At 39.2% G+C, this 14,639-nt stretch carries 16 protein-coding genes and 1 other RNA gene; 9 read left to right on the forward strand and 8 right to left on the reverse strand.

All coding sequences use genetic code 11. The features are described from left to right. Positions 1-8: 8 nt before the first annotated feature. Entirely contained in the window at positions 9-1,439 is a 1,431-nt protein-coding gene (locus AA650_RS15870; RefSeq protein ID WP_027403993.1) for a form I ribulose bisphosphate carboxylase large subunit, read from the reverse strand. An 872-nt stretch (positions 1,440-2,311) separates the two neighbouring features. On the opposite strand from AA650_RS15870, the gene AA650_RS15875 reads away from it, so the two are divergent. Next, positions 2,312-3,376 (forward strand): ligand-binding sensor domain-containing protein, encoded by a 1,065-nt coding sequence (locus tag AA650_RS15875; protein WP_081424245.1) that lies wholly within the window; start codon positions 2,312-2,314, stop codon positions 3,374-3,376. Positions 3,377-3,622: 246 nt separating this feature from the next. After that, on the forward strand, positions 3,623-4,396 hold the full coding sequence (gene panB, locus AA650_RS15880; protein WP_053539738.1) for a 3-methyl-2-oxobutanoate hydroxymethyltransferase: 774 nt from the start codon (positions 3,623-3,625) through the stop codon (positions 4,394-4,396). A 52-nt stretch (positions 4,397-4,448) separates the two neighbouring features. Here the strand turns inward: panB and AA650_RS15885 are convergent, their stop codons facing one another. The 4 genes from AA650_RS15885 to AA650_RS15895 form a co-directional block, all read right to left on the reverse strand. Next, positions 4,449-4,688: a DUF6887 family protein gene (locus AA650_RS15885; protein ID WP_233455541.1), complete on the reverse strand. Its 240-nt coding sequence runs from the start codon at positions 4,686-4,688 to the stop codon at positions 4,449-4,451. Next, positions 4,675-4,920 (reverse strand): DUF6888 family protein, encoded by a 246-nt coding sequence (locus AA650_RS29480; RefSeq protein ID WP_442853965.1) that lies wholly within the window; start codon positions 4,918-4,920, stop codon positions 4,675-4,677. The genes AA650_RS15885 and AA650_RS29480 overlap by 14 nt, the downstream gene beginning before the upstream one ends. Positions 4,921-4,959: 39 nt before the next feature. Next, on the reverse strand, positions 4,960-5,922 hold the full coding sequence (locus AA650_RS15890; RefSeq protein WP_039200126.1) for a DUF1517 domain-containing protein: 963 nt from the start codon (positions 5,920-5,922) through the stop codon (positions 4,960-4,962). A gap of 368 nt (positions 5,923-6,290) precedes the next feature. Continuing rightward, a complete protein-coding gene (locus AA650_RS15895; protein WP_053539739.1) occupies positions 6,291-6,806 on the reverse strand; it encodes a GNAT family N-acetyltransferase in 516 nt (171 codons plus the stop codon). 144 nt (positions 6,807-6,950) lie between these two features. Here AA650_RS15895 and AA650_RS15900 point away from each other — a divergent pair, with 144 nt between their 5' ends. After that, complete coding sequence (locus AA650_RS15900) at positions 6,951-8,387, forward strand: BCD family MFS transporter (RefSeq protein ID WP_053541305.1); 1,437 nt, start codon at positions 6,951-6,953, stop codon at positions 8,385-8,387. Between the two features lie 43 nt (positions 8,388-8,430). After that, the gene (locus AA650_RS15905) at positions 8,431-9,654 is read left to right on the forward strand and encodes a ribulose bisphosphate carboxylase small subunit (RefSeq protein ID WP_053539740.1); all 1,224 of its coding nucleotides are present in this window, start codon (positions 8,431-8,433) and stop codon (positions 9,652-9,654) included. A gap of 57 nt (positions 9,655-9,711) precedes the next feature. On the opposite strand, the gene AA650_RS15910 is transcribed toward AA650_RS15905, so the two are convergent. Beyond that, a complete protein-coding gene (locus tag AA650_RS15910; protein ID WP_053539741.1) occupies positions 9,712-10,500 on the reverse strand; it encodes a glycoside hydrolase family protein in 789 nt (262 codons plus the stop codon). A 248-nt stretch (positions 10,501-10,748) separates the two neighbouring features. Further along, positions 10,749-11,300 (reverse strand): 2'-5' RNA ligase family protein, encoded by a 552-nt coding sequence (locus AA650_RS15915; protein ID WP_053539742.1) that lies wholly within the window; start codon positions 11,298-11,300, stop codon positions 10,749-10,751. A gap of 175 nt (positions 11,301-11,475) precedes the next feature. On the opposite strand from AA650_RS15915, the gene AA650_RS15920 reads away from it, so the two are divergent. The 5 genes from AA650_RS15920 (at position 11,476) to queF (ending at position 13,389) form a co-directional block, all read left to right on the forward strand. After that, positions 11,476-11,742, forward strand: a complete 267-nt coding sequence (locus tag AA650_RS15920; protein WP_027404002.1) for a YciI family protein — start codon at positions 11,476-11,478, stop codon at positions 11,740-11,742. A gap of 37 nt (positions 11,743-11,779) precedes the next feature. Further along, positions 11,780-11,876, forward strand: an RNA gene (gene ffs, locus AA650_RS26750) — signal recognition particle sRNA small type. Positions 11,877-11,901: 25 nt separating this feature from the next. Further along, positions 11,902-12,303 carry a phasin family protein gene (locus AA650_RS15925; protein ID WP_053539743.1) on the forward strand — a complete coding sequence of 134 codons (402 nt, stop codon included), beginning with the start codon at positions 11,902-11,904 and terminating at the stop codon, positions 12,301-12,303. A gap of 165 nt (positions 12,304-12,468) precedes the next feature. Beyond that, positions 12,469-12,891, forward strand: a complete 423-nt coding sequence (locus AA650_RS15930; protein ID WP_053539744.1) for a hypothetical protein — start codon at positions 12,469-12,471, stop codon at positions 12,889-12,891. 81 nt (positions 12,892-12,972) lie between these two features. Further along, positions 12,973-13,389: a preQ(1) synthase gene (gene queF, locus AA650_RS15935; RefSeq protein WP_053539745.1), complete on the forward strand. Its 417-nt coding sequence runs from the start codon at positions 12,973-12,975 to the stop codon at positions 13,387-13,389. Positions 13,390-13,536: 147 nt separating this feature from the next. On the opposite strand, the gene AA650_RS15940 is transcribed toward queF, so the two are convergent. Beyond that, positions 13,537-14,622: a glycosyltransferase family 4 protein gene (locus tag AA650_RS15940; protein ID WP_053539746.1), complete on the reverse strand. Its 1,086-nt coding sequence runs from the start codon at positions 14,620-14,622 to the stop codon at positions 13,537-13,539. Between the last annotated feature and the right edge of the window lie 17 nt (positions 14,623-14,639).

Below are 14,639 nucleotides of genomic sequence, written 5' to 3' on the forward strand. Positions count from 1 at the left end.
CTCAATTATCAGACGGTATCCATTGCTTCAAACTCGAACTTAATTTCTTTCCACAGTTCGCAAGCAACAGCCAACTCAGGAGACCACTTAGCAGCTTCGCGGATAATATCGTTACCTTCACGAGCCAAGTTACGACCTTCGTTACGAGCTTGAACAACTGCTTCTAGAGCTACGCGGTTAGCTGTAGCACCAGGAGCGTTACCCCAAGGATGTCCGAGAGTACCACCACCGAATTGTAGTACGGAGTCATCACCAAAGATTTCTACCAACGCGGGCATATGCCATACGTGGATACCACCAGAAGCAACTGCCATTACACCGGGTAAAGAAGCCCAGTCTTGGGTAAAGTAAATACCACGAGACTTGTCTTGCTCGATGTAGTTTTCACGCAATAGGTCAACGAAGCCCATTGTGATTCCCCGTTCACCTTCTAACTTACCAACTACTGTACCGGTGTGAATGTGGTCACCACCAGACAAGCGGAGAGCTTTAGCTAATACGCGGAAGTGAATACCGTGGTTCTTCTGACGGTCAATTACAGCGTGCATAGCCCGGTGAATGTGCAACAAAATACCGTTATCACGACACCAGCGAGACAATGTGGTGTTAGCGGTGAAACCTGCGGTCAGGTAATCGTGCATGATGATGGGCTGTTTGAGTTCTTTAGCGTACTCAGCCCGTTGGATCATTTGTTCGCAGGTAGGAGCGGTAACGTTCAGGTAGTGACCCTTGATTTCGCCTGTTTCTGCTTGTGCTTTGTTGATAGCTTCAGATACAAACAAGAAGCGATCGCGCCATCTTTGGAATGGAGCAGAGTTGATGTTTTCGTCGTCTTTGGTGAAGTCCAAACCACCACGTAAACATTCGTAAACTGCGCGTCCGTAGTTTTTAGCGGAAAGACCTAATTTGGGTTTGATTGTACAACCCAACAGAGGACGACCATATTTGTTCAATTTGTCGCGCTCTACTTGGATACCGTGAGGAGGTCCTTGGAAAGTCTTGATGTAAGCTACAGGGAAACGAATGTCTTCCAAACGTAATGCCCGTAAAGCTTTAAAACCAAATACGTTACCTACGATGGAGGTTAGTACGTTGGTGATAGAACCCTCTTCAAACAAGTCCAAAGGATAAGCAACATAACAAATATATTGGTTATCTTCACCGGGAACTGGTTCGATGTCGTAACAACGACCTTTGTAGCGATCTAGGTCGGTGAGCAAGTCTGTCCATACTGTTGTCCAAGTACCAGTGGAAGACTCAGCAGCTACTGCCGCACCGGCTTCTTCAGGAGGAACTCCGGGTTGGGGAGTCATCCGGAAAGCTGCCAATAAATCTGTATCTTTAGGAGTGTAATCAGGTGTGTAATAAGTTAGTCTGTAATCTTTAACCCCAGCTTGGTACCCAGACTTAGCCTGAGTCTTAGTTTGCGCGTAAGACATATTTTTCTTCCAAGAAGTCTTTCTTTCTACTATCAAATCACGTTATGTGCCACTTCTTCTCATTCCTACTCTTAATTCATTCTTAATGAAATTATAAGTTTTGCTTATGGTTAGGGGCGATCAATTTCTATGGTGGCAGTATTACTGCTGCACGAATCAGGTTGCAGTCACAATCACCGCAACAAGTCGTTTACCATGTTTCAGACGTACTGTTTGACGCTGTTATTTTTCGTCCCAGAAATACAAAATCTTTTCATCTTGAGTTTGCATACCCGACTAAATCGGCTTTACAAGCCGTCTGGGGAATTTTGCCTGAAAGCCGCATTCCAGATATAAGGCTGGTTTGCTGCAATTCTCTTTTTTTTCCTGATGTCTTTACCTAAAGCGGGTAAGGAGGGATCATGAGGCATTTTTCCTGAAGACAAGTTTAATCAGGGGATGAGCAAGAAAAGAAGAAACTGCACATCACGGAATTTGTAGCTTACCCCACAATATATCAATAATTCAATAAGTTATTTTGCGAATTTTGTTAATTGATATATTTAAATTTGTTATTACATAAAGATTTAACATTTTATTAAGATTGATTTACAAATGTGTATATCTAAACTCTAGAGAGCTAATGATGTCAGGGCTTTGTTGTCAAATAATGTAATTTTTAATACTAATTTAAAATGTTTGTTACGGCTGATGCCTCCGGCTCCCGCATGGATACGCCACACTTCGTGAACGATTTTATGCTACCTAATAACTATACCATATTTAAAATATACATCTATTATGGTATTAATAAAACTCAAAAAACTTAGTAGAATTAACTAGAAAGGAATATCACCGTGACTTTATTTCACAAGCATACTCACTTATTAATAATGTCCGCCTTGCTGGGATTAATCGCCTTACCAAGCATGATAACACCAGCTACAGCCCAAAAGGTTGAGAATAAAGACAACAATCCCAGTCTTAATCAATCCAAATCTACCCCCACTTATGAAGTGGCACCACCACCAGAACGAATCAAACCCTTACCTAACGAGAGACAATTGCAAGAGGGAGAAACACCAGTAGATTATCGCATTAGTAACTTATTGGGAGATTTCACTGGTAATCTGTGGGTAGGTTCGTGGCGCGGATTATCACGCATTAATCCCAATACAGGTAGGGTTATTTCCCGTGTGAGTTTACCAAATATTGCGATTAGTGCTTTAGTCCAAGATAAGGTAGGGCGTTTGTGGGTGGGAAATAATGAAGGTTTAACGAGAGTAGACCCCCAAACCAGTCAAATTACAGCCCAGAATTTATTATTACCCTCCAAGCGAGTATTATCACTGTTACTTGACAAACGCGGCTATTTGTGGGTAGGAACTGATGCTGGGTTAACTCTGGTTAGTCCCGACCAAGGTTTAATCATGACAACGGTTAAAAATATGCCCGGTGTCAGTGTTAATGCGATGACTTTAGATGCTGACGGTCAATTGTGGGCGGGGACGCTGGAGGGAATAGTCAAGGTGAATACTTCTAGTGCCTTACTGATGAAGAGAATCCAAAATCTACCGGGGGGAACTGTCCAAACTTTGGCTATTAGTCCCCAGGGGTTAATTTGGGCGGGTATGCCAAATCAATTGTTGGTGATTAACCCCAAAAATGGTATTGTGTTAAGGTCTGTGACTCCTCTACGTGGACGCAACGTGACATCGGTTAGGTTTGCCAAGGATGGTAGTGTGTGGGTGGGTACTAATAATGGTTTGCTGCGATTGAACCCATATACGGGGGCAGTCTTAGACCAAGTTACGGGACTGCCTTCTAGTCGAGTTTTGACTTTGGCACCGGATATTGGTAATAAGTTATGGGTGGGAACAACGGAGGGTTTAGCTTGGTTAATGCCTTCAGTGGGTACGGCTCAACCTCATTTTGGTTTTGGTCGGTATGTGAAGTAGGAGTCAGGAGTCAGGAGGAAGAATTAGAAGGAGATAAGAATAGTCTCGAATTTGAGAAAGTAATATTAGGACTCCTATTTGATTTTTGAATAAGACTCAGTAGGTATCAATTCTGTATTTCCTGTTCCCAGTTAAGAGTTCCCTGTTCCCTTGCCCCAACGACAATTTTTAACGCCCACCTACTTACTTAATTGACAATTATCAGTTGACAATTAACAATTGACAATTATCAGTGATCAATTCTTTATGGCAGTTACTACCCAACAATTAACTCAATGGAAACAACAGGGACGGGCGATTGTTGCGTTAACTGCCTGGGATTATGCGATCGCTCAACTTTTGGATCTAGCTGGTGTAGACTTGATCCTAGTTGGTGATTCTCTTGCCGTCGTCCTTGGTTATGAAACTACCTTACCAATAACTTTAGATGAAATGATCCATCATGCTAAAGCTGTGCGGCGTGGGGTCAAAAATGCTTTAATGGTAGTTGATTTACCATTTTTGACTTATCAAGAAAGTATTTCCCAAGCTATGCACTCCGCCGGTAGAGTGTTGAAGGAAACGGGGGCGCAAGCGGTAAAATTAGAAGGTGGCTATCCCGCAATGGTGGAAACCATTACCCGGTTAGTGCAGTCGGGGATTCCGGTTATGGGTCATGTGGGATTAACACCCCAATCAATTCATCAATTAGGGTTACGACAACAGGGAAAAACCCAGGAAGAAGGTGAGAGAATTTTTCATGAAGCGATCGCTCTCGAACAAGCTGGGGTTTTTGCGATAGTATTAGAACATATTCCTACAAAACTAGCACTGCAAATTACAGAAAAACTCCGTATTCCTACCATCGGCATCGGTGCAGGTTCTAGCTGTGATGGTCAAGTATTAGTCACTTCTGATATTCTCGGACTTTCGGAAAAACAACCACCATTCGCTAAGGTTTATACAAACTTACGAGAAACAATCACCAAAGCTGTACAAGATTATGCTGTGGAAGTGCGAGAAGGACAGTTTCCGAAATAAGTTCGTTTCACGCAGAGGCGCAGAGAGTAAGAGTTTGAAATTGTTTATACTCTTAATGGACTCTTTTTTGGTTCTCTAAGGTAATTCGTTCCTGAATAGCTTCTTCTGCTAACCGGACATTTTCTTCTATTGGTATACCTTCTGCTGTCACCATTGGCGCATACCATGTAGCTTCTGAATCAGGAGTACGACGACTCACTAGAATATTCAAAGCCTCCCAATCACGGGGATGTCTACGTACATAGTCTTTCAACTCAGACCTCGACATTTGAACAAAATTAGGTTTCATCATTAAACCTCCAATTTCCTTCAGGGAAGATTAAAATTTCCATTTCATCGCCTGCAAGAATGTATACATATCGCTCAATTTCATCAAATCGAACCAAGTGGATGTCTAGAAGGCGGTTAGACAGCATTTCACAAACCCTCAGACAGGTTAGGGCTTGTACAGCAGTAGGATTATAAATGGTAGTTTCCTCAATTGTGACATAAATAATCTTAAAACGAATGTCGCAATTTTCGATTACAAGTCACTTCTAACTGTTTTCAGCCCTAAACCTCAATTAAACCAATTTCAAATCAGGATATTCCGCAAACAAATCATCTGATGTCAGTGTATCTCCTTCTACTTGGGGAGTCCACAAAACTTCAATTGCTAACAGTTGTTCACCGGAAAGACTACCAATTTGACGTAAGGCTTGACGCAAATCATCAGCATTATTAATAGCGGGAATTTCACATTTACCCAAAGTCGCTGCTAATAAGGTGACGATAATATATTCTCCTGGTCCTTCACTAATCAAACGAGTGGGATTATCTTCACCAGATAAAGCTTCTTTACTTAAAACAGCCTTGAGTTGGTTATTGACATTAGAGAGAGTTTCTTCGCTAAATTTACTGCGTTCGGCTAAAGACAACCGATTAAATTGAGATTCTGCGGAATTTAGTTTTGCTTGTTGAGTTCCACCACCTGCATATACCCAGTATTCAGGGTGACGCAATAAAGCCAAACTAGCTTCTTGTAAAACTTCGCTTCTTCCTGCGGGGCTATTGGTATCAGCAGTTTCCGCAATGCGATTGAGTTCGGGTTGTAAATCTCTTGCTTGGGCTAGTAAACCAACTTGTAACCGGGTGACAGACACGGAGGGATTGCTGCTATAGCTGACTTCTTCGGTTTCTCCACTGGTGACACGGCGAAAGGTTTGGACTAAAAAATTCGCCATTGCAAAAAAGATCAATATCCCAAACAACCCACCAAAACCACCGCCGAAACCCCATAAGGGTAAAAGAAACGGAAATCCAAAACCACCACCATAAGGGGCATAGTAGCCGCCATTACCTGGCATACTTGTCCGAGGTGCATAAGTGCGGCTAGAAGGCATTCTAAAAGAACCACCGCCAATTCTGCCGCCACTACGGGCTGCTAAGGCATCATTAGCATGACTAAAAGCTAAAGTTAGCACTAAGCTAAGGATAAAGACGGTTTTAAATAGGGGTTTGAAGAATCCTTGTATTTTTTTACTCATAACACATTTATGGAGACAACTGTATTTTTATGATCACTTCTCCGGTTTTGAAGAAGTGACACTATCTCTAATCTACCGCTTCTTTTCTTGGTTAGGGTGGAAATAGGGAGAGATTTCTGGCGTTGATAACCGTACAAGGAAACATCTTGAGAATCCAAAAACTTTAGAATTAATTAATAATTTTTCATGTTTAGTGCTGCCAATCTGATATAAGGGTATGCACTTAAATGGGAGACAGTGACTAAATTGCAAAAGCTATAACCCCGCCCTCAATTGTATTGTTTTAGTTTCTTATCTGTTCCCTGTTCTCTTTTTTTGTAATTTGGATAATTTATTGATATGAAGTAAATCACAAATTATTGAATTATTCAAATATCATAACCCATGATGTAATCATCCAATACAAATCCACTACCAAAATCTTTTATCTGACTATCAATAATTTTAAAACCAAATCGAGAATAGGCTTTAATACCTTTTTCATTCCTTTTGTTAACATTGAGGATTATTTGTTTTAGGTTCATTGCTTGGGCTTTTTGGTAAACATGGAATAACATCTTTTGACCATAGCCAAAACCATGCAGTGATGGCAATAAGTAACATTTATGTAGTTTTAAATAACTCATATTATTCATCGTTTCTGAACTATAAGATAAATAACCAACTAATTCAGAATTATGTAAAACTTGATCATAAAATATTCCTTGGTGATGAATTTCGTTTTCAATTACTCCTGTTCCATACATTTTAGTGAGCATATATTCGATTTGTGCATGACTGAGAATTGTCGAATAGTAGCTATACCAAATTTCTCGACTGATTTTTCTGAGTTCTCCCAAATCTGTATCTGATAACTGAGTAATGGTAATTGATGAATTATTCATAAAGATAATTATATTCTAATGAAAATTAAATGTGATGATTCTAAAATTAATTTACCATTTAATTGAGATCATATAGAATTCATCTTTGATTTTGGAAACATACGGAGGGTGCTACTATTTAGAAAACAAGACAAAAAAGCAGCTATGGCAATGGATGATACATTTGACACCCCAAATCAATCCTTCTCTATCCCCAAAGTCAATATTTTGACGATGTTTCGGCTAGGATTGTTTCAAATGGGGTTGAGTATGATGTCTATCTTGACTCTGGGAGTGCTTAACCGCGTCATGATTCAGGAAATCGCAGTTCCGGCAACTATAGGTAGTTTAGTATTAGCAATACCTTATTTTATAGCACCGACAAGGATTTTATTTGGGCAAATGTCCGACGCTAAACCCTTCTTAGGTTATCATCGCACGGCTTATGTGTGGGGAGGAGCAGGAATATTTGCGATCGCTGCATTTTTAGCGGTACAAGTAATGTGGCAGTTAAATGCGGCTAATATTGGTGATAAGTGGACATGGACTACCCAAACAATCGGTTGGACAGCGGTTCTCGGTTTCGTGTTCGCAATTTACGGTTTAGCCATTTGCGCTAGTGGTACAGCATTTGCAGCTTTATTAGTTGATATTTCCGAAGAAGACAACCGTTCCCAAGTTGTGGGGATTGTTTGGTCAATGTTAATGGTAGGGATTATAGTAGGGGCAATTATCAGTTCCAGCTTATTAAAGGAATTAAGCACAAACGCACCTCTAGAAACTTTACAAGCGGCAATTAATCGTCTATTTATAATTGTTCCCAGCATCGTTTTTAGTTTAGCAATTGTGGCAACTGTAGGGGTTGAAAACAAATATTCCCGTTTCTTAAACCGTGCCAATAAAGGAAATCGGGAAGATGGTATCACCTTAAAAGGTGCTTGGAAAATTTTAACAGCTAGTCCCCAAACAGGCTTATTTTTCGCATTTTTATTAGTGATGACTATTAGCTTGTTTATGCAAGATCCCATTTTAGAACCTTATGCAGGGCAAGTATTTAAAATGCCCCTAGCAGAAAGTACCAAACTCAACGTTTTTTACGGTACAGGGATATTAATTTCCTATGGAATCACAGGTTTTTTCATTGTTCCCCGTTTGGGTAAAAAAAGGACTATAAAGTTAGGTTGTATCTTAGTAGCAGTTGCCGCTTTATTAATAGGGTTTTCCGGATTTTCCGCAAATCCATCTCTCCTAAAATCAACTTTAGTTTTATTTGGTTTATCTACTGGTTTTGTCACTACCGCAGCCGTTACTTTAATGTTAGACTTAACAATTGCTGAAGCCGCAGGTACATTTATTGGTGCTTGGGGACTTGCCCAGTCTTTATCTAGAGGCATTGCTACGGTAATTGGTGGTACTGTTTTAGATTTAGGACGCAAGTTTTTACCCGATAATTTGGTCTTAGCTTATGGCATGGTATTTCTATTAGAAGCTGTGGGAATGTTGATATCAATTTGGTTTTTGAATCGAGTCAATGTTACAGAATTTCAAACTAACACAAAACAAGTTTTAGCCTCTGTTCTCGAAAGTGACTTAGATAATTAACAACTAACAACTGACAAATAAAACATAACCAGGGATACATTCTATGAGTTACTACATTGCGCCTAGTTTTCTTGATAAACTTGCAGTTCATATCACCAAAAACTTCTTAAATATTCCTGGGATTCGCGTTCCTCTAATTTTAGGTATTCATGGACGCAAAGGTGAGGGGAAAACTTTTCAATGCGAATTAGTCTTTGAAAAAATGGGTATCGAAGTCACCTTAATATCTGGAGGAGAATTAGAAAGTCCAGATGCAGGAGATCCAGCGCGATTGATACGTCTGCGTTATCGGGAAACAGCAGAATTAATCAAGGTACGAGGGAAAATGTGCGTACTGATGATTAATGATTTAGATGCCGGTGCAGGACGTTTTGACGAAGGAACTCAATATACAGTAAATACTCAGTTGGTAAATGCCACATTGATGAATATTGCTGATAATCCCACAGATGTGCAGTTACCCGGAAGTTATGATTCCAATCCTTTATGTCGTGTACCAATTATTGTGACTGGCAATGATTTTTCTACTCTCTATGCACCATTAATTCGTGATGGGAGAATGGATAAATTTTATTGGGAACCAAACCGCGATGATAAAATAGGAATTGTCGGCGGAATTTTTGCAGAAGATGGACTTTCACAACGAGAAGTTGAACAATTTGTTGATACTTTTCCCCATCAATCTATTGACTTTTTTAGTGCTTTGCGTTCTCGGATTTATGATGAACAAATTCGTAACTTTATCCATCAAATTGGCTTTGAAAATGTCTCTTTACGAGTTGTTAATAGTTTAGACGGTCCACCAGCATTTAAAAAGCCAGATTTTACACTCTCTCATTTAATTGAGTCTGGTAAATTTATGGTTGGTGAACAAAAACGGGTAGAAACTTCTCATTTAGTAGATGAATATAATCGTTTAAATCGCGGTAAAGCGTCTCAAGCAAGTTTACCTGTTGTGGAAAGTCCAGTTAGCAAACCTACAATTAATCAACCTACTCATTTAAGTTTAGAAACTCAAGAACAAGTTCGCCAAATTTTATCTCAAGGTTGTAAAATTGGCATTGAACACGTTGATGAACGACGGTTTCGGACAGGTTCTTGGCAAAGTTGTGGTTCTTTTAATATTGATGCCCATTCCGATGCTATTTCTACTTTAGAATCTTGTTTATCTGAATATAACGGTGAATATGTGCGTTTGGTAGGAATTGATCCACAAGCAAAACGACGAATAGTAGAAACGATTATTCAACGTCCCAATGGTAAGTAATTAGTATTTTTTGAATGTAGAGACGTTCTATAGAACGTCTCCGATTGAATTTAATATTTAGCTAACAGGAGTTAAAAATAGTTTAGCTTCTGCTTGTCTTCTCCGTTTCAATCCTGCTTCTACATTGCTACCAGGATTTCTGTATTTTAGAAAAGTTTCTTCAATTTCATCCCACTTTTTATCTCTCAAAACTCTAGTCATGCTTGAGAAGTTGGAACTACCATAGAAGTTAGCACCCAAGTTATAACCAAAACTTAATAAAGCACCCTGTTGATTGGCGTTTAACTCATTCCAAACAGGAATTTTTTGCAGAGGTGGTAGATAGCTATTCTCTAGCTGAAGCATCAATAAATCATCTGCTTCTTGTTGAGTGATGCTTTCACCTAATTTCCAGTTACTACCATCTCTTTTTTTAGTGGAACCGTAACCAATGGTGATAGGTAAATTACCACTCAGGGGATCTGGATAAGCCTTTAAAAAAAGACCTTCAAACTGTTTAATGAGAGGAATTGCTGGAAGTGGTAGTTTTCCAGTTGTCCCACCAAAACCTTTTGTAGGGGCGCTTACAGTAGGGGATGATGTAGATGATGCTGCGCTTGTTGTTGCTTGTCCAAGAGCATTATTTAAAGCATTTTGAGTATTTTTTCCGACTACACCATCTGCTTCAAGCCCTTTTTGACTTTGAAATTGTTTAACGGCTTTGACAGTATTATTGCCAAAATCACCATCTATTGTTCCTGGATTTAGATTCAGTGCTTTTAAGATTTCTTGGAGTTGTCGAACTTGTGATCCTGTGGCACCTTTCTGGAGAGTTTCACCGCTATTGAGATTTAATTTGCTAGGCATTGTGTTATTATGGGGACTGGATTTAATCAGTTTAATAATTAAGAAAAAGCAAATTTAAAACTTACTTTTTACCTATAACAATAAGTAAACAATTTCCATCCATTTTTGTGAATGAATTTTTGATATTCACTAATTGTCTGTTCTCAGCAGTAGAATCATTATTACAGTCATTTTCAGTTAATTCAACTGAATTTTAAAAATTTAACAAATTATTAGTAAATTTCTAGATAATCTCACAAATTTTAGCATCATTTGCCGGATGGTAGAAACGGAAATTTTGATTTAATATTCCAGCAGTTGCCATCATGCAGGAGTAGAGTTAAATGAGTTGCTGTGCATTCAGAATAAAACTGACGCTGGACAAATTCTGGCCAAGCAGTCCGAAAGTTCTCCATTGTTAAATCCCGAAATGCTACTGTGAGATGGGGGATAAAGGGGCGAGTTTTTCCGACTTCATCAATAATCCCTAATTTGGTTTCTAGATGTGTGACTAAATCTGTTTGTAAATTCAAAAGTGCTTGACTTTTGACTACATCCATGTATATAACACGAGGCGGAAAGGCAGCAAACCCGTTGAATGTGATGGAAATTGATTGCTGTTGAATAGCGAATGCTTCCAAGGATGTTTCTAAACTCAATAGGGAATAATCTGCCCATTCAAAGGGCGGCTGTAAGGTAATATGGGGGGGTGATTTTTTAGCACTGTAGGAGGCATATTTATCTGCAAAATACTGTTTAATTTCGTTTGCATATTCTTGGATATTTTGTGGTGGTAAGAGGGCAACGAAAAAGCGACTCATTTAATTCTCCTGCTTTTACTAAATAATTATACAGGATGGATGTGTAAATGGGTAGCGTGTGGCTATGAAATATTACATAAATCATAAAAATATATGAATCAGCGCAAATACGATAACAAATCATGATATTTTGTGATAAATCAGAAATTATTCATTTAAAATCTCATCTGAAGATATGGCTTGGTTTGTCAAAATTGAAACTGGTAAGGTTGAGAAACCCACCTTTGACCAATATGTACCTGCCCATAGAGCCTATGTACAAGAGTTGATTACTAAAGGACACAAAGCTAAAACAGGTTATTGGGCGCAGAAGGGTGGTGGAATGATGTTATTTGAGGCGGCATCAATGGATGAGGCACAAGCAATAGTATTGGCTGACCCCTTGGTACAGAACGATTGTGTCAGTTATCAATTATTTGAATGGCGAATTGTTGTGGAATAGTCCACAAATTTTGAATTTTCGTGTTATGATGATGGAAGACCTGGATCTATGCAACTTCAACGCCCAAACTTTGTCAGGACCGGAAGGTAGCAGCAATAAGGGATGCTTGTGGTAGGCGTAGTCTCCGGGTCGCCTTATTTGTAGGAGCTTTCAGCAGCAATGCCTGGTTTTGGAGATATTGTACAAAAAGCTTTTTATCTTGGTGTGGGGTTAGCCTCTTACGCTGGCGAAAAAGCTGGGGGGAAGTTAGCCGAATTGCGATCGCAATTTCAAAAATTGGCAGATGAAATGGTAGCCAAAGGTGAGATGAACACAGAAGAGGCTCGCCGCTTTGTCGAAGATATGATGAAGCAAGCCCAACAGCAATCAACCTCTAGACAAACGCCTGAAAAAACAGCCCCTTCCGAACCTCGTCGGATTGAAATTTTAGAGGTTGACGAAGAACCAAGGGTGAAAGAGACGACAAAAGAAAATAAAGAAAATGGCGATAATGTAGATCAACTACGCAATCAAGTGCTAGAACTACAGGAAGAGTTAAAACGGCTGCAACGTGAACCGTAAAAAGCAATTTTTTACTTTGGGTATCAGGAACATTTAATTCTCGTAATTATCGAAAAATGACGCTGTACCCAAGATGGTTTCAGTTGCAATTACCAACCGTAAACTCGATAGCTTCCAGTTAAGCGGTGTTAAGCGTCATGTTTTTAGCCTTTTAGAGTACAAGTTATGGAACAGTGGCAAAAAGACTTAATAGGCATGATTGAAGCCGTGACTGATGGAGTAGAGCAGTTCTTCCTAGAAATAAATGATATGGTAGACGCTTTTTTTGAGATTACGGAAGAGATTACTGAAGAAGTACAAAACGCATTGGTGGCTGATATTGATACCTTCGCTACTTTGCACGAACAGTTTTTACAGGACTTGACCGAACCATTTTTGGAAATTTATTGGGAATTAGGGGACATATCCGAAGATATAGATGCTGGTTTTCCCTATGCAGTAGAAGCTACACTAGAAAAAAATGCTGCTTGTATTGGTTGTAGTAACTATCACGGACAAGTTTACAGTGGTAATTTACTAGTCTGTGGTATGCACCCTCATGGTTGGGATGATGAAAGTTGTCCAGATTGGGAAAAAGAAATTGAGTAGGTAACTCATGAAGCTGGGGAGAAATGTTAAAAACTGTTAAGTTAATAATTGTCAATCTCTGCATTTCTGTTTATTAACATAATGAGTAACCTTGCACCTGAAACTGTATCTCCAGCAAGTCAAGAAATAAAATATGGTGAACGCGAAATTGCGGAAGGGAAATTAATTACATTTCCTAACCCCCGCATTGGCAGACGCTACGACGTTAATATTACTTTACCGGAATTTACTTGCAAATGTCCTTTTTCCGGTTATCCTGACTTTGCGACTATTTATATTACATACATTCCAGATGAAAAGGTAGTAGAGTTGAAGGCACTCAAGCTTTATATTAACAGCTACCGCGATCGCTATATCTCCCATGAAGAAACAGCCAATCAAATTTTAGATGATCTAGTTGCAGCTTGTGATCCTTTAGCAATTACTGTGAAAACAGATTTTACCCCTCGTGGGAATGTGCATACAGTTGTTGAAGTCAGACATGAAAAAGGGGTTTAGAGTAGGGGAAACTGGGTGGGTAAACCCCACCCCTACTAAGAGTAACTAGGCGTTGCTGAATCGAGGTATGAAATTCCCAAATTGAATCTTTAAAACTCAAACCTCAGTGCGCCTTTGCGCCTTTGCGTGAGACTAAAATTCATACCCTTAATCAGCAACGCCAGTAACTAAAACATTGCGGGAAAAACCATTTTGTTGAGCTAAGTTTTCGGCAATTAGCTGGCGATAAACTGCTTCATAACCATCAGTCATGTGCTGAACACTAAAATTTTTGTCCACATATTCACGACAAGCGTAACGATCTAAGTTACTTATTTTGTCAAGAGAATGAATACATTCTGCCACATTATTACAAAGGAAACCTGTTTCACCATCAACAATCACTTCCTCTGCTGAACCCATTCGCATGGCAATTACAGGTGTACCTGATGCCATTGATTCTACCATGACTAATCCAAAGGGTTCTCGCCAAGTAATGGGGAATAAAGTTGCATAAGCACCCCCCATAAGGGCATTTTTTTGCAGATGATTGGCTTCCCCTAAATATTCAATTTGTTTACCATCAATATGTGGTTTAATTTTTTGGTCAAAATATTCCAAGTCTACTAAATCTACCTTACCTGCTATTTTTAACTTCCGACCAGTTTTTTTAGCAATTTCAATTGCTAAATGTGGTCCTTTTTCTGGGGACATTCTCCCTAAAAAAGCTAAATAAGATGGTTCATTTGGTTGGGGATAAAATTCATAACTACTAACATCAATGCCATTATAAACAGTGTCTACGTAGTTTAATCCTAGCCGGGGTTCTTTTTGAGAATTAGAAATACTAATATAAGGCTGTTTTTTGCCATATTTAAAGATTTTTTCATTATCGGGAGTAAAAATTCCATGTAAAGTGTGAACTGTAGGAGTTTTGACTAAATTGGCATAAACTAGCGCTCCTAGTCCTACATGAGAATGGATGATATCAAAATTTTCTGCTTGTTCATAAACTGAAGCTAATAGCAGCATTTCATAAATAGCCGGCTCTTTAATTGTAGGATCTAGCCTTAAAGCGCGGGGATGCACTGATACTAATTTGGCTAAACTTAAAGAATCTCCTGATGCAAATAATGTCACTTCATGTCCTCGACGGACTAATTCATCAGTTAATAACCCCACTACTAATTCTATGCCACCATAAGCTGGTGGGGGTACTCTCTCCCACTGTGGGGAAACCTGAGCAATTTTCATGTCAATCTCCTAAAATA

The organism is Anabaena sp. WA102 (assembly GCF_001277295.1).
Taxonomy (GTDB): Bacteria; Cyanobacteriota; Cyanobacteriia; order Cyanobacteriales; family Nostocaceae; genus Dolichospermum; species Dolichospermum heterosporum.